Source organism: Thiocapsa sp., assembly GCF_022340925.1.
GTDB lineage: Bacteria > Pseudomonadota > Gammaproteobacteria > Chromatiales > Chromatiaceae > Thiocapsa.
The window spans coordinates 1-20,220 of the sequence record NZ_JAJDNA010000045.1; the positions used below are offsets into that span (position 1 = coordinate 1).

Below are 20,220 nucleotides of genomic sequence, written 5' to 3' on the forward strand. Positions count from 1 at the left end.
TTTATGGGGCGCGCGTCGGGGATGATCCGGACCTCAGCGTGCCCCGGGTGCATCGCGATCTCTCGACGCAGCGGATCCTGGCGATGGACTTCGCCGACGGTGTCCCGGTGGATCGACTTGCCCAGAGTGTCTACTCGCGCGAGGAGCGTGACAGAGCGGCGGCCTTGCTCACGCACCTGGCGATGCGCGAGGTCTTCGACTTCGGCCTGGTCCAGTCTGATCCGAATTTCGGCAACTATCTCTATCAGGTGTCCACGAGGCGCATCGTGCTGCTTGATTTTGGTGCCGCCTTGCCGGTGTCGTCCAACCTCACCGGCGATTACCGCCGTCTTGCCCGAGCCCTGATCGCCGATGATCTCGACGCCATCCGGATGGCCTCCGTGGATCTGGGGTATGTCGGTGCGAAGGATCCCGACAGGCAGGTGGAGAGGCTCATCGACCTTCTGCGTCTGGCCGGCGAGCCGCTGCGCCGTGGCGGGCGATATGACTTCGGCGTCTCTGACCTGTTCGAGCGCGTCTATGCGCGCGGTCGCGAGCTCTTTTACTCGGGGGCTTTCAGCACCATGCCGGCTCCAGAGACCCTGTTCCTCCACCGCAAGTTCATGGGCGCCTTCATGCTCTGCCGGCGGCTGCGCGCGCGTCTGGATCTGGGCGGGATGGTTGCGTCCTACCTTTGACCGCTGTCTCTCCTGGCCAGCACGGCCGATGATCAGCCCCTGCGTGGCGGCAACGCACTCCGGCGGATCTGCCTATCTCGCCAGGCGCGCCAACCGGCTCTGATAACGACGCATGACCATCAGATGGGCCACCGCCTGGGTCCAGAGATAGACATACCACGGCAGGGCCGGCGCGTAGTCATGGATCGCGGCCATGGTATAGCGGTCTCCCAGCAGGGTCTGGAACTCGAACCGTGCTCGCCCCTGCCCGTCGTCCCGGCTCAAGAGTCCTCCCGCAATCCCATAAACCTCGCGTTGCGGCGTGCTTGCTTCCGCCAGTCTTTGCAGAGACAGGAGGCGCAACCGCGGGAATCGGGCACACACCTCACACCGGCCTGAATTGTCGATTCGGACCTGGACAAGGGGCCAGCAGCAGGTCCCGAGCCAGCGGAAGTAATTGCCCGAAACCCAGGCCGCATCCTGCCCCGGTGGCAGAATGATCCGCTGGACGGACCGCACCAGCTTGGCCTGGCGCATCCGCTCGCGGTCCTGACCCTGGATCGGCTGGCGCGGATTCGGGAGCAACCGCCCGCTGGATGGGTCGATTGCGGCGCTGAGCGCGGTGCGAAAGGGAATCGCGCCCAGATCGATCGCCCGCTGCACCGGGTTGTCGCGCATCACGGTGTCTTGCGGCAGGCTCTCCAACGCTGGGCCGATCAGGGCGGAGGGGGCGCCGCTGAACAGCCGGGCGGCGACCGTGGCAATCCAGAGCGGCATCCAGGGCAGCGTCAAGATCTTTCTTCGCAGACCAAGGACCTCCGCCGTCCGTCGCAACATCTCCTCATAGGTGAGCCATTCCGGGCCGCCGATATCGAATGAGCCACGATACCGTTCCGGCTGGCCCAGGCAGTGCCGAATGGCGCGCACCAGATCCGGAAGCGCGATGGGTCGAGTCAAGGAGCGGGCCTGGGGCGGCACCAGCAGGATCGGTAGCCGCCTGACCAGATCGACCATGAGTCTCGGTGCCGAGCCCCCTGGCCCGACGACCAGGCCGGCGCGCAGGGACGTGACGGGTGTGCCCCGCGAGGCCAGGACCAGCTCGACCTCGCGCCGGCTCCAGAGCAGCGGCGCGATGCGAAAGCCCTCCGGGATCAGACCGCCGACGAAGATGATCTGCTTGATGCCATTCGCGGCCGCGGCCTGGGCGAAGTTGTCGGCCAGGATGAGGTCCATGTCGCGCGGATTGGCCTGGGTGAGGCGAGACGAGGGCGCGAGCGAATGCGCCAGGTAGACCGCATACGCGCAACCGGACAGGCTGACCATCAGGTCGCGCGCCGAGAAGAGATCGCAGTAGCGCCAGGAGATCCGGAGATCAGGGTCCGGCGTCCGCGACCGGGCGGGCGAACGGGTCAGTGCCAGGACGTCGAGATCCTCCGCGAGCGTCCTGCAGACGGCGGTCCCGATAAAGCCGCTGGCGCCGGCAACAGCAACGCGCGGCCGCCCGGATCGGATTGAGTGCATAGGCGCCAGTCTCTCGGCGGTGTCGGCCACAAGAGCTGGTAGGATACGCCTACCTGCCGGGCGGGTTTAATGCTCAGCTCCGCACGAAATTGGTAGAGTCGCGGCATGGAGCTCAACAGCTTTGTCATCTCGGCAATCGCGCTGCTGACGGTGGCTGCGATCACCGTTGCCCTGTTCAAGCACTTGGGCCTCGGATCCATCCTGGGGCTGCTGGTCGCGGGGATCGTCGTCGGACCCTATTCACCCGGTCCCTCGGTGACCGCGCAGGTCGAGGACGTCCGCAATTTCACCGAGCTCGGCGTGGTCCTCCTGCTTTTTCTCATCGGGTTGGAGATGAAGCCCAGGCGATTGTGGGCGCTGCGCCGGGAGGTGTTCGGATTGGGCTCGGCCCAGATCCTGATTTCGGGTGTCCTGATCGGGGCCTACATGTCCTTGTATGCATATTCCTGGCGCGCCGCCCTGCTGATGGGCCTCACCCTGGCGCTCTCTTCGACCGCGCTGGTCATGCAATCGCTCTTCGAGCGGGGTGATCTCAATACGCGTCACGGGACCGCCGCCTTCGCCGTCCTCTTGATGCAGGACCTGGCCGTCGTACCGCTGCTCGCGATTGTCCCCATCCTCTCGGACGTGGGAACCCTGTCGGCCGATGTCCCATTCTGGCAGCAGGTTGTCGTCGTGATCGGGATGGTCGGCGTGATCGTCGCGTTCGGACGCTACCTCGTGCCCTTCGCGCTTGCGTACCTTCTGCGTCAGAACAATCGGGAGGCCTTTACGCTGATGGTCCTGTTAGCGGTCTTTCTGGCCGCGGGCGCCATGCATGAGGCCGGTCTCTCGATGGCGCTGGGTGCCTTCATGATGGGGATGCTGCTCTCCACCTCGCGATTCAGCTTCCAGATCCAGGCCCAGATCGAGCCTTTCAAGGGACTCCTGATGAGCCTCTTCTTCGTCGCCGTCGGGATGTCCATCGATCTGGATGCGATCGCGTCCCAGCCGTTGCTGCTCGCCCAGCATGTCGTCCTGATCCTGACCATCAAGCTCGTGGTCCTGCTGCTGATCGCGCTGCTGTTCGGGTTGCCGCCCGGAACCGCCACGCGCATCGCGTTCATGCTCGCCCAGAGCGGCGAGTTCGGCTTCGTCCTGTTCGGCTCCGCAAAGGTGCTCGGCGTCATCGATGACCCGACCTTCGTGATCGCCGTCACCGTGATCTCGGTCAGCATGCTGCTCACACCCTTGTTGGTGCGGCTCGGAGACGGTCTCGCTTGGCGCCTCGAGCGGCGAGCCGCGCCGGTCAGGACCTTCGTCGACCCGGCCGGCGGCTCGGACCCCGCCGGCCGGGTCGTGATCGCGGGATACGGGCGCGTCGGTCATACCGTCGCCACCCTGTTGGAGGCGAACGAGATCCGCTTTATCGCCTTCGACACCAATCCCGCCAATGTCAAGCGTGGCGAGCAGGACGGGCGCGCGGTCTATTTCGGTGACATCGGCGACGCGGACCTCATGGCCGCCGCCCAGGTGGGCAGCGCCGCCCTGGTGATCCTGACCATCGATCATGGTCCGACCGCCCTGCGGGTCGTCTCGCATATCCGCACGGCCTATCCAAGGGTACCCGTGATCGCCCGCGCCCGCGACCTGGAGGCCTGCGGGAATCTCATCCGCGCCGGCGCCACGCTGGCGTACCCAGAGGCGATCGAGAGCAGCCTGCGATTGGGTGCGGAGGCGTTGAAGATGCTTGGAGTGCCGACGGGCGATGTCGATTCCCTCCTGCAGGGTGTGCGTAGTGAAGGCTATGCGCAGGTCGTTGACTAGTCTGGACGAGCCGATCGCACGGACCCGACCGGGCGAATGTTGCAATGCCCCCAGGCGTCGATCCGGTGGTTGCCCGATCCATGCAAAGCCAGTAGTCTCCCTGCCCGCCCGAACAACGACGAAGAGGACCCGATTGTCATGGAAACCGCCGCCGAACGTGCCCGTTTCAACATGGTGCAGCAGCAGATTCGCCCCTGGGATGTCCTGGACGACCGGGTCTTGGAGGCGATGGCGTCCGTTCGGCGGGAGTCATTCGTGCCCGACGCCTATCAGGGGCTGGCCTACGCCGACATCGAGATCCCGATCGACGAGTCACAGAGCATGCTGCCGCCCAAGGTCGTTGGCCGGATGCTGCAGGCGCTTGCCGTCAAGCCTGGCGACCGGGTGCTGGAAATCGGCACCGGGACAGGCTATGTGACCGCTTGTCTGAGCCAACTGGGCAAGCGGGTGATCAGCATCGAGTACAACCCCGGACTTGCGTCCGAGGCGCGGGCGCGGCTGGCGTCCGCGGGACTGGAGTCGGTGGTCGAGGTTCGCGAGGGCGATGGCCTTGCCGGGCCGGTCGAGGGAGGACCGTTCGATGTGATTGCGGTGACCGGCTCGATGCCGACCGAGGCCGCTTTGCCGATGCTCCAGGGGCAATTGGCCGCTGGCGGGCGTCTGTTCTGCATCCTCGGGGTGGCTCCCGTCATGGAAGCCGTGCTGATCACGCGGGTCGCAGAGGGCGATTTCCGTCGCGCGGGGCTGTTCGAGACCTGCACGCCCCCACTGGCGAATGTCGTCGAGCCCGACGGCTTCGAGTTCTAGGAGCTAAAGTCTGCAGCGTTTCCCGTCCGGGGCAGAAGGCGCCGGTGTGCTCAGGCACCTCAGCCTCTGACCATGGAGCTTTCCGAGAGTCGCGCCTCGCGGCAGGTGGGCTGGCTGCCCCCGAGACGTCATCCGAATCCGATTCCTTGATTTGTTCAGGGGCGCTGGCGCACACTCCGCCGGCCGCCTGATCGTCCTTCAGCGCAGATGACAGGCCAAAAGACAGATCGGAGGACATGCCATGAGCACCCATCAGGCTCAGATGCCGCTTTGTCAGCGGAATTTCTCACAGCTCCTGATCATCGATGCCCAGGAGCGGTTGGCCAACGCAATGCCCCACGACGAGCTGGAGGCGGTCGTCGCGAACATCAATCGGCTGGTCTCTGCCGCCAAGGTCCTGGGGATCCCCGTCATCGCAACCCAGCACAACTCGAAAGGGCTCGGCCCGCTCCTGGCAGCGATTCGCGAGAACATCCCAGAGGGTGCGGAACCCACCGAGAAGACCGCCTTTTCCTGCTGCACCGCACCCGGGTTCGAGCGCAACATCTCGTCCCACCCGGATCGGCGCCAGTTGGTCGTGGTTGGCATGGAGGCGCATATCTGCATCGTGCAGACCGTCTCGGGCCTGCAACGCTGGGGTTACCAGGTGTTTGTTCCGGCCGATGGGATCATCTCACGCAAGCCCGCCTTCAAACAGAACGTCCTAGAACGCATGCGCCATTGCGGGATCCAAGTCGTCTGCAGCGAATCGGTCGGCTTCGAGTGGATCGGCGACTCCACCGATGCTCAGTTCCGCGAGGTCTGGAGCCTGTTCAAAGCGCCCGATTGACCCGCCGCGGTAGCGGCGGCGATGAAGACCTGCCCGCCACGGCTGCAGCGCCCGGCTCGGTGCCCCTGAGCGGCGAGCATCGGCCCACCCCTGATTCAGGGTCAAGCTGAATCGCGACGGTGAGGTCGCTTCCCAGCTCAACGCCGTCTCCACAGAGCCCCGTCGTCGACCGGCTCCAGTCAGTTCCCGGCCGCTGGCTTGGGGGTTAGACGGGCCTCTACGCAGCGCATCAGACGCTCGAGGGCACCGCGATTCTGCTCGACCACCTGGCGCCCCTTCTCGCCGATCCGTGCGCGCTCGGTGGCGTCGGTCAGCCAGGCGACCATGAGATCAGCGAGCTCGGTGGCGTCCGCCACCCGGGCTGCGCCGCCCGCGCTGCACAGCGAATCGGTGATGGCCGCAAAATTGAAGTGGTGCGGGCCGACCGCTACGGGCACACCGACCGACGCTGCTTCGAGCAGGTTGTGGCCGCCGGCCGGGACCAGGCTGCCGCCGATGAATGCCGCGTCGGCCGCCGCGATGAAGACCGGCAGCTCGCCCATGGTATCGCCGAGGAAGACCGCGGTGCTTGGCTCGCAAGGCTCCCGGCGACTGCGGCGCGCGAGTGTCAAGCCCTGTTTCACGACCAAGTCCGCCACGCGATCGAAGCGCTCGGGGTGACGCGGCACCAGGACGAGCAGCGCGCCCGGAACGGCGGCTCGGACATGCTTGTGGGCCATGAGGACCGGCTCGTCTTCGCCATCGTGGGTGCTGGCCGCCACCCACACCGGCCGTCCCGCACCCCAGAAGCGGCGCATCGCCTCGGCCTGATCGAGCAGACCAGCCGGGCTGCATAGGTCGAACTTGATGCTTCCGGTCACCGCCACTCGCCGTGGTTCCGCTCCGAGGGCGATGAAGCGCTGTGCATCCGCCTCCGACTGCGCGGCGATGATGTCGAAGCACCGCAGGGCTTCACCCGTCAGGCGAGCGACCCGCCTGTAGCCGCGCGCCGAGCGCTCCGACAAGCGCGCGTTGGCCAAGATCACAGGGATGCCCCGCGCGGCGCAAGTGGCGAGCATATTCGGCCAGATCTCGGTCTCCATCACGATCACCAAGGATGGATCCGTCTGGTCAAGAAAACGCCCCACGACTGCGGGTAGATCGAAGGGCGTATAGCGATGCGGCACCCTGGCCGCGAAGCGCGCGCGCAGCCGTTCGGCACCCGTCGGGGTCGTCGTGGTGACCAACACCCGCGTCGGCGGGTCACGGGCGAGGAGACGCCTGATCAAGGGCTCGGCGGCCTGCACCTCGCCGACCGAAACCGCGTGCACCCAGACCTGTGCGGCTGGCCCGGCCGGCTGGATGGCCAGCCGCTCCGAGATCCGCTTTCGGTAGGCGGGTGACTTGAGGCTGCGCCAATACAGTCGCAGCAGCGCGAACGGGAGCAGGATGTGCAGCGAAAGGGTGTAGAGACCTCTGGTCATGTGCGTTCGGTCGCTGCCCGCGGTTCACAGGCCATGTGTGCTGCGCGCCCCTGCTCAGCCGCCGCGGATCGCACCGAGGATGCGGGTGGTGGAGCGCCCGGGGAGCAGGTCCAGGATGCGGACCTCCCCTCCATTCTTACGCACGCACTCGGCCCCGGCGATCTCCTCGGCGCGGTAGTCCCCGCCTTTGACCAACAGATCCGGTCTGACCCGGCAGATCAGCGCCTCCGGGGTATCCCCGGAGAAGGCGCAGACCCAGTCCACCGAGGCGAGGCCGGCGAGCACGGCCATGCGCTGCTCCACACCGTTGACGGGCCGATCCGGGCCCTTGAGCCGGCGCACGGAGGCGTCGTCGTTGACCGCGACGATGAGGCGGTCCCCCAGCCGCCTGGCCTGCTGGAGGTAGGCCACGTGACCTTCGTGCAGGATATCGAAGCAGCCGTTGGTCATCACGATCCGCTCGCCGGCTGCCCGCGCGGCGGCGACAGCGTCGAGCAGGGCCTCTTGATCGAGCAGGGTATGCCATTCGGCTCCGAGATAGGCCCGTTTCAGCTCGCGCGCAGTGACCGCCGCCGCGCCGAGCTTACCGACCGCAAGGCCCGCGGCGCAGTTGGCCAGCGTGCAGGACTCGCTGAGCTCCACACCGGCGCCGAGCGCGGCCGCCAGTGTCGCGATCACGGTGTCGCCAGCCCCGGTCACGTCGAAGACCTCGTGTGCACGGGTCGGCAGGTGCAAGGCGTCCGCCGAGGGCCGCAGCAGGAGCATGCCACGCTCGCCCAGCGTCACCAGCAGTGCGTCTAGACCGAGCTCCGCGCGCAGCCGCTCACCCCGACCCACGAGGGTCGCGTCGTCGGCGCAGACCCCGACGATCGCCTCCAGCTCGCCTCGGTTCGGGGTCAGCAAGCTCGCGCCCTGATAGCGTGCGAATTCCGAGCCCTTGGGATCCACGAGCACCCGTTTCCCGAGCTCGCGCGCCATCGCGATGAGGCGCCGAGGATCGACAAGGGTGCCCTTCGCATAGTCCGATAGGACCAAGAGGTCGGACTCGTGGAGCGCATTCGCCAGCATCGTCGGGAGCGGGTCCTCGCCGAGCGGCGCGAGCGATTGCTCGAAGTCGAGCCGGATCAGCTGCTGATGATGACTCAGGACCCTCAGCTTGGTGATCGTTGGGAGGTCGGCGCGGCGGTGCAGCAGGATGCGGATCCCCTGGGCCGCAAGCTGGTCGGTCAGGATGTCGGCGGCCGCATCGTCGCCCGTCACCCCCACCAGTGTGACCTGGCAGCCCAGCGTGGCCAGATTGAGCGCGACGTTGGCGGCTCCGCCCGGTCGGTCCTCGACCTGACCGACATGCACCACCGGCACCGGTGCCTCGGGTGAGATCCTTCGGGTCGAGCCGCTCCAATAACGGTCCAGCATCAGATCGCCCGCCACCAGGACGCGGGCGCGGGAGAAATCCGGGAAGGGTGGGGCGGTGACAAGGCTCAAGGTGGGCTCCGGGCGTGAACCTTACAGCAACGGGCTGTCATCGGCGGTCAGCGAGGTCCGGACAGCGGCGCCGGCGGTTGTCGGGCCGGCCAGCTCCTCCGGCTCGTGCCCGGAAGTCGGCCGCGCGCTCCGCAAGATCATACCTGAAGGCCGACCGGCCGTTTAGGCGCCCGGTCAGCCATGCTGGTTGGTCCGGATCAATCCCTGTCGCCCCGCTCGAATACGGCCCGCCCCTCCAGCAGTGTCGCTGTCACCCGCCCACGCATCTCCTGGTAGAGGAAGGGACTGTTCTCGCCATGACTGAGGAGTGTCTCCGGGGTCGGTGTCCAGCGCGCATTCGGGTCGAAGATGCAGACATCCGCAGCGGCCCCCGGTGTGAGATGACCGAGATCGACGCCCAGGATCTCGGCGGGACCGATGGTCAGGCGTGCGATCACAGCCGAAAGGTCCAGCACGCCCTCGGCGACGAGCCGCAGTGCGAGGGGCAGCAGCGTCTCCAGCCCGGAGATGCCTGGGGTGGTCTCGGGGAAGGGGAGCAGCTTGGCGTCGGCGTCATGCGGCTGGTGATCGGAGCAGACGGCGCTGAGCTCGCCGGCCGCGAGCGCGCGACGCAGGGCGTCGCGGTCGGTGCGCGTCCTCAGTGGCGGGACCAAGTGGCAGCTGGTGTCGAAACCGTCCAGGTCATCCTCTGTCAGGAAGAGCTGGTGGATGCCGACGTCGCCACTCGCCCGCACGCCACGGCGGCGGGCCTCAGCCAGCATGGCCACTGCACGTGCGCTGGAGAGGCCGCGGAAGTGGATACGGGCGCCGGTCTGGTCCGCGAGTGCGAGATCGCGGGCGATCGCGACCGTCTCGGCGGCTTCCGGGATGCCCGGGAGACCCAGCCGGGTGCTCACCCGGCCCTCATGGGCGCAGCCGCCGCTGCTCAAATCGGGGTCTAGGGGGTGCAGGAAGAGGGTGAGCCCGAAGGTCGCGGCGTACTCCATCGCTCGGCGCTGCACCTGGGTGCTGCGGACCGGCCGATCGGCCTGGCTCAGAACCGGGCAACCTGCCAGCTTGAGCGCGGCCATCTCGGTGATCTGACGACCCTCCAGACCTTGGGTCATCGCCCCGGCCGGGAGGACGCGCGCGAATCCGTGTCGCTGTGCGGTCTGGCCGATCAATTGCGCGACTGCGGGGGTATCGATGACGGGCGTGGTGTCGGGCGGACAGCAGAGTGTCGTGATTCCCGAGGCTGCCGCGGCCTTGGTCTCGCTCGCGATCGTCGCCTTCTGCTCCAGCCCGGGCTCGCGCAGGCGGGCGCTCAGGTCGACGAAGCCAGGGCAGACGATTCGACCTCCGGCCTCCAAGATCCGATCCGGCTGAAATCCTGCGGGTGCCTCGCCGATTGCCAGCACCCGACCATCGGCAAGATGCAGATCGGTCTCCCGATCCAGACCGTTCGCCGGGTCGATCAGGCGTCCGTTGCGGATGCTGATCCGAACCGCATCAGCCATACGGCGCCTTCTCGCCGCGGCCGGCGAGGTTCTGGGTGCCGATGCACATCGACATCACCGCCATGCGGATGGCGATGCCGTTGGTGACCTGCTCCAGGATCACCGAGCGTGTGCCGTCGGCAACCTGCGATTCCATCTCGACGCCCCGGTTGATCGGTCCGGGGTGCATCACGATGGCGTCCGGATGGGCCTGGGCGAGGCGCTCCTCGGTGAGCCCGTACAATTGAAAGTATTCGTGCTCGCTCGGAAGCAGGGCGCTGGTCATGCGCTCGCGCTGCAGACGCAGCATGATGACGACATCGACATCCCGGATCCCCTCAAGCAGATCGTGAAAGACACGCACCCCGAGTGCCTCAGCGGCGCACTCGGGGATGAGCGTGCGTGGTCCGATCACCCTGACCTCGGACGCACCCAGTGTATTGAGCGCCAGGATCTGGGATCGTGCCACCCGTGAATGCAGGATGTCGCCGACGATGGCGACCTTGATGGCCGCGAAATCCGGCTTGTGATGGCGGATCGTGAACATGTCCAGCATGCCCTGGGTGGGATGGGAATGGCGACCGTCGCCGGCATTGATGACGCTCACATGCGGGGCCGCATGGGTGGCGATGAAGTGGGCGGCCCCGCTCGAGCCGTGCCGCACGACGAACATGTCCACGTGCATCGCCTCGAGGTTACGCAGGGTGTCGAGCAGCGTCTCGCCTTTGGCCGTAGCCGAGGTGGAGACATTGAGATTGAGCACATCCGCGGAGAGCCGCTTGGCGGCCAGCTCGAAGGTCGTCCGGGTGCGGGTGCTGGTCTCGAAGAAGAGATTCGCGATGACCTTGCCCCGGCAGAGCGGGACCTTCTTGACCGCCTGTTTGGCCACACCGAGAAAGCCCTCGGCTCGGTCGAGGATCTCGACCAGGATCTCGCGCCTCAGCCCTTCGATCGTGAGGAAGTGCTTCAGATTGCCTTGGCCATCGAGCTGCGGATTCGGGGTTTTCACGGGCGCGTGCAGCCGGCGTTGCCTGAACCGCCAGACTCGCCTTGAGTCCGCTCCAACTTGGCTGACGGGCTCCGTGAAGTCTGTCCGCGCAGCAGACGCAGCGGATGAGGGCCACTGAGCTTGATGTGCTCGCCAGGCTCGAGCTGGGCGTGCAGGCCGACGACGTTCGGCTCGATCGGCAGCTCGCGCCCGTCGCGCTCGGCGAGGGTCGCCAGGATCACCGAGGCGGGTCGGCCGTAGTCGAACAGAACATTGAGGGCTGCGCGGATGGTGCGCCCGCTCTGGAGCACGTCGTCCACCAGCACCAGGTGGCGGTCATCGATCCCGATGGGGAGATAGGAGGGGCGGACCTGGGGGTGCATACCGATCCGTGTGAAATCGTCCCGGTAGAACGAGATGTCCAGGTGGCCGAGCGGCTCGGCGAGACCCAATCGCTCGTGCAGCCGATCGGCAACCCAGACGCCTCCGGTATGGATGCCGATCATCAGCGGTGCGCCGATTCCTCGAGCGGCGAGCAGGGACCGAAGCTCGGCCGCCATGCGGTCGATGATCCCCTCGAGCTCTGTGCTGTCCTTCCAGATCTCAGCGTTGCTCACAAAGCCAGGTTTCCAGGATGAGTGCGGCCGCGACCGCGTCGATGTCGCGCTGGCCGAGGAAACGGGCGCCCGGTCGATCCCTGGTCTGATGTCGTGCCTCGATCGAGGTCAGCCGCTCGTCGATGAGATGAACGGCAAGCCCGAAACGGCCATGCAGCTGGCGAGCGAACCGGTGGACCTGCGGAGACCAGTCAACCTCGGAGTCGTCCATGTTGAAGGGGAGCCCGACCACCAGTGCCCCCGGGCTCCATTCGCTCACCAGAGCCTGGATCCCTTCCCAGTCCGGCTTGCCGTTGCGGCTGCGAAGCGTGACCAAGGGATTGGCCGAGCCCGTGAGGGTCTGGCCGACGGCGACCCCGATCTTGCGCTGGCCGAAGTCGAACCCCAGCAGGGCGGTCATGCGTGACCGGCTTCTCCGCTAAGCAGATTGAGATCGACCCCGAGCAGTTGCGCGGCTGCCAGCCATCGGGCGCCTGGCTCCATGCGGAAGATGATCTCATGACTCGCCGGTCCACTCAGCCAGGCATTGGCGCTCATCTCCTGCTCCAACTGTCCGCCACCCCAGCCGGCATAGCCGAGCGCGATCAGGGTATCCGTGGGTCCGTGGCCGGCGGCGATGGCCTCCAGGACGTCCCGCGAGGTGGTGACACTGATGTCCGATGTGATGCTCAACGTCGAGTCGAACGTCGGCCCTGACGTGTGCAAGACGAACCCCCGGTCGGTTTGCACCGGCCCACCCTGATAAACCGGAATCGTTCCCACGCCGGGACGCAGCGCTGAGATCTCCAGCTGATCGAGGAGCTCACCCAGCCTCACCTCGAGCGGACGGTTGATCACGATGCCCATCGCGCCCTGGTCCGTGTGCTCGCAGACATAGGTCACGGTCCGCGAGAAATTCGGGTCCTGCAGACCCGGCATCGCGATCAGGAAATGATTGGTGAGCGAGGTACTGAAGGTCATGTCCCTAGTATCCCGATCGGCGTCCGGTGAGGCAAGCGCGACCGCTGGGGTGGTCCCCGGCCCGCATCCCGTCACTCTTCCCAGCCGAGCTTGCCGCCGCGCAAGAACTGCCAGGTGCGCACGATGTCGAGCACATCCGTCTCAGCGGCGATGTCCGGCGGGAAGGGGGCGTAGGGGGCGGCCAACTCGACGATCCGGATCGCGGCCTCGTCCAGCAGATCGTACCCTGACGATCGCAGGACCCGGATCTGCTCGACGCTGCCGTCCGATCGCAGGGCGACGTGCAGGAGCAGGCTGCCGAAGATACGCTGATTCTTGGCCTCTCGAGGGTAATTGAGGTTCCCGATGCGCTCGACCTTGCGCGCCCAGGCACCCAGATAGCTGGCGTACGGAAGCTCCCGGGTGCTGGCGCTGACGGACTTGCGCCGGATCCGACTCTCGCGGGCCGCGCTCCCGTCAGGGCCGCTCGCCGTCAGGCGGTCGATCTCCTCGCCGCGGCTGGCCAGGATCTGCAACGCATTCACCGGTGCCTCGAGCGTCTCAGCCGGAGCGGGCAGGGTCTTGCTCGGGGGGCGCGGCTCGTCGCTCTGCGCGGCGGGGCTCGATCGTGTCGCCGTGTGTTGGTTCGGCTCGTGCGTTTCCGGTGTGCGATTCCGGCCGGGCTCGGCGGGGGTCGGCCCGACGCGGCTCTCGGCGAAGGTACCTGGGGCGGGCGGAGAGCCGGCCTCGGGCTGCCCTGTCCGAACCTGGATCGGAGGCTCGCTGGTCGGCGTGGCGCGAGGCTTGGGGACGGGCTCCGCGATCTCTGCGCGCCGGATGACCTCAGCAACGGCGGCGGGTTCCTTTGCCGACTGTTCAGCGTCTTGCTCGGCTCCGGACAGGATCAGAACCTCCAATGCAGATCCCGACAGGGCAGGGGCCTTGGGGAGCGGCGGTTGGAACGACATGAACAGCAGCGCGGCGAGATGCAGGAGGGTCGCCGCCGCAAGGGCAACGAGAAAGCGCCGGCCGGACCGGTCAGCGGGCGTCTCGCTGGGTGCTAGGGACATGTCCGCAGCGGCTGGGGGCATGATGTCAATCGCGGCCGACGGGAGTCGGTCGAGGAACAGTCGCCTTTCAGATCCGCGGCGCCAGACGTCGGCCAGTGTCTGACGGCCGTCCTCCCGGGTGTTGATCCCGGTCGCCTCCGGTCATGGCTCCGCGTCTGCTGGGTCTGCCGGCATATCGGGCTCCAACGCGATCTCAGCGCCACTCTCGACCAGCTCGATCCGTTCCGCCATCGCGGGGTTCATGTGCAGGGTGCCTTCAGTGTCGACCAGCAGCGCAAAGCGAATGCCCATCTTGGATGCGACGGCATGCCAGCCTTCCGGACCCGCGACGAACAAGGCCGTCGCGGCGGCGGCCGCCGTGGTTGCATCCCGATGGATCACACTGACCGAACGCGCCCCGCGTGCCGGCGAGCCCGTGCGTGGATCGATGATCGCATGGTAGATCTGCCCCTTGAACACAAAGTTCCGGTCGTAGTCGCCTCGGGTGACCAGGCTTTCATCGCCGCGCATCGGCACGATTGCGAGTACACCGGCGCCACTCGGTCGGCGGATCGTGATGCGCCAGGGTTGGCCGCTCCGGTCGCCGATGACGCGGACCTCGCCACCGGCTTGCACGAGCGCGTTTCTTATGCCGAGGTCACGCAGCTGCTCAATGGCCAGATCCAGCGCATACCCTTTTGCAATGCTGTCGAAATCGAGCTTGATGGCGGGGTTGTGGCCCTGCAGCTCGAGTCCATCGATGTCGATCTGGGCCATCCTGGGATCCGCCGAGACGAGTCGCGCGACCTGCTGTCTCGGCGGCGGCGGGCGGCTCCGCACGGTGTCGGCGTGGAACCCCCACAAGTCCATGAGATAGCCGATCGCGGGATTGAAGAGTCCGTCGCTTGCGGCCTCGTACGCCTTGCTGAGCCGCACCAACGGCATCGTCGAAGGGGGCGCAACGAAGGGCTCACCGGTCGACAGCTGCTGATTGAGACGTCCCATCGGTCCGGGTCGCCAGGCATGCCACGCCTGCTCCAGGAAAGCGAAGTCCCGCTGAATGAGCGAGGCGGCCCGTCGCGCCTCGGTTCGCTCGACACCGACCAGCGTCAGGTCGACCTGTGTGTCGAAGGCGTCGAAACGCGTGCTTATTCCCGGTGTTTCCTGTCGGCAGGCCGCAAGAGCGAGGAGCGATGCCAGCAGGCTTAAGAGGAGGCGCCATCGCCGTGAGTGCGCGGGACGGGAGGATGAAGACTGCACGGACACCTCCAGCAGACAATTGGTCGTTGCGGCTGCTCTGCGGATCGGGCGGATCGAGAGCTCAACCGGATTTCGATCGCCTGCGGCGGGCCCCACGACGACGGATGAACGGGCAACCTCCCACTCCCGCGCGAAGCTGGCGGCCTCAAGCGCGGGGTGCCAGACGCGACTGAAGCGCGTCCATCAGCTCACCCGCGATGTCAGTTCCATAAGCCGCGTCGATCTCCCGGATACAGGTCGGACTCGTGATATTGATCTCGGTCAGATAGTCCCCGATCACGTCCAGCCCGGCGAACAGGATGTCGCGAGCACGCAGCTGGGGACCGACCTGAGCGGCGATCCAGCCGTCCCGGTCGGTCAATGGACGCGCCTGGGACGACGCCCCGGCGGCCAGATTGCCGCGGGTCTCGCCTGGCGCAGGGATGCGCGCGAGACAGTAAGGCGCCGGCCGGCCGTCGACCATCAGGATTCGTTTGTCGCCGTCGCGAATCTCCGGGATGAACCCTTGGGCCATGCAAAAACGTCGACCGTGCTGCGTCAGGCTTTCGATGATGACGCTCAGGTTGGGGTCATCCGCGCGCACACGAAACACCGATGCGCCGCCCATGCCGTGGAGCGGCTTGAGGATGATGTCCCCCAGCTCTTGATGAAAGGCCCGAATGTCCTCCGACCGACGCGTGACCAGGGTCGGGGGCGTGCACTGCGGAAAGGCCGCGGTGAAGACCTTCTCGTTGGCATCGCGCAGGCTGCGCGGGTGATTCACGACCAGGCACCCTGCGGCCTGGGCCTGCTCGAGGAGATAGGTCGTGTAGATATATTCGATGTCGAAGGGCGGGTCCTTGCGCATCAGGACAACCCCGAGTGCATCGAGCGGGCGCCGGACCTCGGCGCCGAAGCGATACCAGTCATTGGGGTCGTCCATCACCTCGAGCGCACGCATCCGCGCGAGGGTGCGCCCGTCGCGAAGCGACAAATCACCGACCTCCATGTACCACAGCGGCCACCCGCGCCTTTGTCCGGCCAAGAGCATGGCGAAGGTGCTGTCCTTCTTGATGTTGATGGATCCGATTGGATCCATGACGACGCCGAGCTCGATAGACATGCGCCGCAGTGTACTGCAGCGGTCAGGATCTTGTCAGGGATAACCAGGCGACCGCATTCCGCGCTGCTTGGCACATCCAGCCGCGTGGCCGAGGGGACCGCCGTGCTCTTTGGGTCCTGCGCGATGTCGGCGGATCGCACGCATGCGAGCGGATCGAGCCGGCAGGCGGTCAATCGAGACTCGGGGCGCCGGCAGAATCTCCCGCTTCGAGGTGAGTGGTTGCTCCCGACGATGCCGTCATCGGGTCGTCGGTCGGGTGAGGGCCGCGCAGATCTCCCCAGAGTGCCTGAATGATCGCGACCGCCGCGAGCGGGGCAGTCTCCGTTCTCAGGATCCGCGGGCCGAGATGGACGCCTTCGAAGCCGTGTGCTCGCGCCCGTTCACGCTCGCCCGCGCTCAGGCCGCCCTCAGGCCCGACCAGTAAGGTCAACGCCGATCCCGGCGCGGGCAGGGCCGCCAGAGAACGGGGCGCCTCGGGATCGAGCAGGAGGCCGCCGCCCGGCTGCCCGGTCAGCCAATTCGAGTAGGGGGTCGCGGGGACGAGAACCGGCAAGCGGCTCCGTCCACACTGCTCGCAGGCCGCGATGACGATGCCCCGCCAGTGATCCAGTCGCCGTTGGAGCCTTGGGCCGGCGAGCTGTATCTGGGTGCGCTCCGTGAAGAGCGGTGTGACTCGCGTGACGCCGAGCTCGACAGACTTCTGCAGTGCATGGTCCATCCGCTCGCCCTTTGAGATGCCAAGGGCGAGATGGATTTCCAGGGGGGCGGAGGGTTCCGGAGCTCGTGGCGGACCGACCCTGACGGTCGCACCGCCGCGGTCGACGGCGACCAGTTGAGCCGGATAGTCGCGTCCGTCGCCGTTGAAGAGCGCCAGGGGGGTCCCGGCAGGTCGCCGCAGGACATGGGTCAGGTGACGCGCGGAGTCTGCGGGTAGCCGCAGGATTGCACCCTCGCTCAAGGCCGTCTCGACGTAGATGCGCGGCAGCCGCATGACCCGGGTCTATTCAGCGGTCTCGCGCACACGCCAGGCGCCGGCCGCGAGGAGACCCCAACCCGAGAGCAAGAGGACACCCCCGATCGGGGTCATCATGCCCAGGCCGCGCAGCCCCGTGAGCACCATAGCGAGCAGGCTTCCACTGAAGACCAGCACACCGAGCAGGAAGGCCCACCCGGCGGGATGGATGAACGGTGTGGCGGGTCGCAGGAGCAACCAGAGACCGCAGATCAGGATCGCGACCGCATGAAGTCCCATATAATCGGTGGCGGTGCCCCAGACCGCGAGCAGATCGGCGCTGACATGGCCGCGCAGGCCATGGGCACCGAAGGCCCCCAGCGCCACGCTGGCGAGCCCGAGGAGGGCGCCGGTGATCAACCAGATTCGTGTCCCATTCATCCCGGTCATCACCGCTCTCGTGCATGGTGTTCTAAACGCGAGCCGCATGGGACCTTCCGCCCATGAGATCGTTCGGATCCTCGGCGGTTGAAGGGGCGCCGCGCGACTTTGGACGACTCCGGAGGGCGAGCGGAGGCCCCTCGTCGTTTCGGCCGTCATTCCCCGATCGATCCACCTCCCGCGCAGATTGTCCCGAGTGCCGAGCCGGGGCCATCAGAATGTCCTAATAAGACAGTTTTATCAAAGCAGGACGAAATTCTGTTTTGACCGTGGCGAAGGCAAACTCTAACCTGCCGCAACTTGCCAGCCACTCGCGCCGCGGGCGGCGTTTCGCATGCTTGCTCGACACCGCTCCGCGGAGTGGAAGAATCGGCGGGCATGCCGACAAGCCCGCATACTGACCTAGATAGAGCCTGGGAGGGAAACGACCTCCGGAACCGCCGAGCCGCCTATCCTTGTTACCGTCAACGGCGGACATCACTGCAGTGAAACGCTAGGAGATCGTGCGTCATGCCCACCTTCGTCCGAACAGATAAGTGCGATGGCTGCAAAGGTCAAGACAAGACCGCTTGCGTGTACATCTGCCCCGACGATCTCATGAAGCTGGACCAGGACGGCTCGGAGACCGGCCACGCCATGCGCGCCTTCAATCAGGAGCCGGAGCAGTGCTGGGAGTGCTACGCGTGCATCAAGATCTGCCCTCAGCAGGCGATCGAGTGTCGTCACTACGCCGACGTGGTGCCCATGGGTGGCTCCGTCCAGCCGCTGCGCGGTGCCGACTCCATCATGTGGACCATCAAGTTCCGCAATGGTACCGTGAAGCGGTTCAAGTTCCCCATCCGCACCACCCCCGAAGGCTCGATCGACCCCTACGGCTCCAAGCCCGAGGCAGACCTGTCGAAGATCGGCGAGGCCGGCTACTTCAACCTCGGGGGTGTCCCGAAGCCGGGCGACCCCAGCGAGCTGATTCGCAAGTGAGCCGCCGCGGCCAGCGACGAACCCGAACACCCAAGACCCTGAGGTAGACGAAATGGCTGGAGCATTCGGGAATCCCGACATCGTCGAAGAAGAGGTCGACATCCTGATCATCGGCGGCGGCATGGGTGCGTGCGGGGCCGCATACGAGGTCGTTCCCTGGCTCGAGCAGGCCAAGAAGCAGGGCTATGATCTGCGCGTCAAGCTCGTCGACAAGGCCGCCATGGACCGCTCCGGCGCCGTGGCTCAGGGCCTCTCGGCGATCAACGCCTACCTCGGCGACCAAGACCCCGCCGACTACGCCCGCATGGTCTCGAACGACCTGATGGGCATCACCCGCGACGACCTCGCGTACGATCTGGGCCGGCATGTCGACGACTCCGTCCACCTCTTCGAGGAGTGGGGTCTGCCGATCTGGAAGCAGCCCGGCGACGAGGGCAAGCCGCTGGCCGAGGGCGGCAAGCCGGTGCGCTCCGGCAAGTGGCAGATCATGATCAACGGCGAATCCTACAAGTGGATCGTCGCCGAGGCCGCGAAGAAGGCACTCGGCACCGAGCGGATCCAGGAACGCGTCTTCATCGCCAGGCTGGTCAACGACAAGCACGACAAGAACCGGATTGCCGGCGCGGTCGGGTTCTCGGTGCGCGAGCACAAGGTCTACGTTTACAGGTTCAAGGCCTGCCTGCTGGTCGCCGGCGGCTGCGTGAACATCTTCCGTCCACGCTCGGTGGGCGAGGGCATGGGTCGCGCCTGGTACCCGGTCTGGAATGCCGGCTCGACGTACGCCATGGCCGCCGAGGCGGGCGCCGAGCTCACCATGATGGAGAACCGCTTCGTCCCCGCCCGCTTCAAGGACGGTTACGGCCCGGTCGGCGCCTGGTTTCTGCTCTTCAAGGCCAAGGCCACCAACGCCTTCGGCGAGGTCTACATGGAGACGAACAAGGAGCTCCTGGGCGACTTCCCGCCTTACGGTCAGGCCAAGGTGCCCGCGTCCTGTCTGCGCAACCACCTGATGATGAAGGAGCTGCGCGAGGGTCGCGGTCCGATCTACATGGACACGGTGACGGCGCTCGGCAGGCTGGCCGAGACCATGACCCCCAAGGAGATCAGGCGTCTCGAGGCCGAGGCCTGGGAGGACTTCCTCGACATGTGCATCGGTCAGGCCGGCGTCTGGGCGGGTGAGAACATCGAGCCGGAGAAGAAGAGCTCGGAGCTGATGCCCACCGAGCCCTATCTGCTCGGCTCGCACTCCGGCTGCTGCGGCATCTGGGTCTCGGGTCCGACCGACCTGGGTGCCCCGACCTCGGAGGATCACGCCGAGGCCGAGAAGATCCCTGCTCACCTGCCGTCCGGTTGGAGCTGGGGCTATCGTTCCATGACCACGGTCCAGGGTCTCTTCACCGCGGCCGACGGTGTCGGCGCCTCCGGTCACAAGTTCTCCTCCGGATCGCATGCCGAGGGTCGGCTGGCGGCCAAGGCGATGGTTCAGTTCTGCATGGACAACAAGGACCACGAGCCCGAGCTTGCCGAATCCGTCGCGGATCTGGTCGACGAGATCTATCGCCCGGTCCGGAACTTCATGGAGAGCAAGGACTACACCACGGCGATCGACGTCAATCCGCACTACATCACCCCCAAGATGCTGCAGTTCCGGCTGCAGAAGATCATGGACGAGTATGTGGCGGGCGGCTCGACCCTGTATCAGACCAACACCAAGATGATGGAGGTCGCCGAGCATAAGCTGGAGATGCTCAAGGAAGACGCACTCAAGATGCGCGCCAAGGACCTCCACGAGCTGCTGCGGGCCTGGGAAAACCACCACCGCATCCTCACGGCCGAGGCCCACGTGAAGCAC

19 protein-coding genes are annotated in these 20,220 nt (G+C 66.4%); 6 read left to right on the forward strand and 13 right to left on the reverse strand.

The genetic code is table 11. The annotated features are described in order from the left end of the window. A partial coding sequence (locus LJE61_RS06175; protein WP_296917783.1) for an AarF/UbiB family protein occupies positions 1 to 677 on the forward strand: 677 nt, incomplete at its 5' end. Positions 678 to 749: 72 nt separating this feature from the next. Here LJE61_RS06175 and LJE61_RS06180 read toward each other — a convergent pair. Beyond that, on the reverse strand, positions 750 to 2,177 hold the full coding sequence (locus LJE61_RS06180) for an NAD(P)H-binding protein (protein WP_296911093.1): 1,428 nt from the start codon (positions 2,175 to 2,177) through the stop codon (positions 750 to 752). Between the two features lie 105 nt (positions 2,178 to 2,282). Here LJE61_RS06180 and LJE61_RS06185 point away from each other — a divergent pair, with 105 nt between their 5' ends. The 3 genes from LJE61_RS06185 (at position 2,283) to LJE61_RS06195 (ending at position 5,619) form a co-directional block, all read left to right on the forward strand. After that, positions 2,283 to 3,983 (forward strand): cation:proton antiporter domain-containing protein, encoded by a 1,701-nt coding sequence (locus tag LJE61_RS06185; RefSeq protein ID WP_296911095.1) that lies wholly within the window; start codon positions 2,283 to 2,285, stop codon positions 3,981 to 3,983. 138 nt (positions 3,984 to 4,121) lie between these two features. Further along, positions 4,122 to 4,790 (forward strand): protein-L-isoaspartate O-methyltransferase family protein, encoded by a 669-nt coding sequence (locus tag LJE61_RS06190; RefSeq protein ID WP_296911097.1) that lies wholly within the window; start codon positions 4,122 to 4,124, stop codon positions 4,788 to 4,790. A 241-nt stretch (positions 4,791 to 5,031) separates the two neighbouring features. After that, complete coding sequence (locus LJE61_RS06195; protein ID WP_296911100.1) at positions 5,032 to 5,619, forward strand: isochorismatase family protein; 588 nt, start codon at positions 5,032 to 5,034, stop codon at positions 5,617 to 5,619. Positions 5,620 to 5,798: 179 nt separating this feature from the next. Here LJE61_RS06195 and waaA read toward each other — a convergent pair whose 3' ends face one another. The 12 genes from waaA to LJE61_RS06255 form a co-directional block, all read right to left on the reverse strand. Continuing rightward, positions 5,799 to 7,082, reverse strand: coding sequence for a lipid IV(A) 3-deoxy-D-manno-octulosonic acid transferase (gene waaA / locus LJE61_RS06200; RefSeq protein ID WP_296911102.1), 1,284 nt, complete (start codon positions 7,080 to 7,082; stop codon positions 5,799 to 5,801). Between the two features lie 54 nt (positions 7,083 to 7,136). Continuing rightward, positions 7,137 to 8,567 (reverse strand): bifunctional D-glycero-beta-D-manno-heptose-7-phosphate kinase/D-glycero-beta-D-manno-heptose 1-phosphate adenylyltransferase HldE, encoded by a 1,431-nt coding sequence (gene hldE, locus LJE61_RS06205; RefSeq protein ID WP_296911104.1) that lies wholly within the window; start codon positions 8,565 to 8,567, stop codon positions 7,137 to 7,139. Between the two features lie 197 nt (positions 8,568 to 8,764). Then, positions 8,765 to 10,063: a dihydroorotase gene (locus LJE61_RS06210; protein WP_296911106.1), complete on the reverse strand. Its 1,299-nt coding sequence runs from the start codon at positions 10,061 to 10,063 to the stop codon at positions 8,765 to 8,767. Continuing rightward, on the reverse strand, positions 10,056 to 11,051 hold the full coding sequence (locus LJE61_RS06215; RefSeq protein WP_296911109.1) for an aspartate carbamoyltransferase catalytic subunit: 996 nt from the start codon (positions 11,049 to 11,051) through the stop codon (positions 10,056 to 10,058). Before LJE61_RS06215 ends, LJE61_RS06210 begins: the two co-directional genes overlap by 8 nt. Further along, a complete protein-coding gene (pyrR, locus tag LJE61_RS06220; RefSeq protein WP_296911111.1) occupies positions 11,048 to 11,647 on the reverse strand; it encodes a bifunctional pyr operon transcriptional regulator/uracil phosphoribosyltransferase PyrR in 600 nt (199 codons plus the stop codon). Before pyrR ends, LJE61_RS06215 begins: the two co-directional genes overlap by 4 nt. Next, positions 11,634 to 12,047 (reverse strand): Holliday junction resolvase RuvX, encoded by a 414-nt coding sequence (gene ruvX / locus LJE61_RS06225; RefSeq protein WP_296911113.1) that lies wholly within the window; start codon positions 12,045 to 12,047, stop codon positions 11,634 to 11,636. Before ruvX ends, pyrR begins: the two co-directional genes overlap by 14 nt. Then, positions 12,044 to 12,607, reverse strand: a complete 564-nt coding sequence (locus tag LJE61_RS06230) for a YqgE/AlgH family protein (RefSeq protein WP_296911115.1) — start codon at positions 12,605 to 12,607, stop codon at positions 12,044 to 12,046. Before LJE61_RS06230 ends, ruvX begins: the two co-directional genes overlap by 4 nt. Positions 12,608 to 12,678: 71 nt before the next feature. After that, positions 12,679 to 13,656 (reverse strand): energy transducer TonB, encoded by a 978-nt coding sequence (locus tag LJE61_RS06235; RefSeq protein ID WP_296911117.1) that lies wholly within the window; start codon positions 13,654 to 13,656, stop codon positions 12,679 to 12,681. 141 nt (positions 13,657 to 13,797) lie between these two features. Continuing rightward, positions 13,798 to 14,895 (reverse strand): FAD:protein FMN transferase, encoded by a 1,098-nt coding sequence (locus LJE61_RS06240; protein WP_296911120.1) that lies wholly within the window; start codon positions 14,893 to 14,895, stop codon positions 13,798 to 13,800. Between the two features lie 145 nt (positions 14,896 to 15,040). Beyond that, positions 15,041 to 15,997, reverse strand: a complete 957-nt coding sequence (gshB, locus tag LJE61_RS06245; protein WP_296911122.1) for a glutathione synthase — start codon at positions 15,995 to 15,997, stop codon at positions 15,041 to 15,043. 169 nt (positions 15,998 to 16,166) lie between these two features. After that, entirely contained in the window at positions 16,167 to 16,988 is an 822-nt protein-coding gene (locus LJE61_RS06250) for a 16S rRNA (uracil(1498)-N(3))-methyltransferase (protein WP_296911124.1), read from the reverse strand. A 9-nt stretch (positions 16,989 to 16,997) separates the two neighbouring features. Beyond that, on the reverse strand, positions 16,998 to 17,399 hold the full coding sequence (locus tag LJE61_RS06255) for a DUF423 domain-containing protein (protein WP_363306383.1): 402 nt from the start codon (positions 17,397 to 17,399) through the stop codon (positions 16,998 to 17,000). A gap of 501 nt (positions 17,400 to 17,900) precedes the next feature. Between LJE61_RS06255 and aprB the strand changes: the two genes are divergently transcribed. Together aprB and aprA are read left to right on the forward strand one after the other, a co-directional pair. Then, positions 17,901 to 18,368, forward strand: a complete 468-nt coding sequence (aprB, locus tag LJE61_RS06260) for an adenylyl-sulfate reductase subunit beta (protein WP_296917786.1) — start codon at positions 17,901 to 17,903, stop codon at positions 18,366 to 18,368. A 52-nt stretch (positions 18,369 to 18,420) separates the two neighbouring features. Beyond that, on the forward strand, positions 18,421 to 20,220 hold a 1,800-nt coding region (gene aprA, locus LJE61_RS06265), incomplete at its 3' end, for an adenylyl-sulfate reductase subunit alpha (protein WP_296917788.1).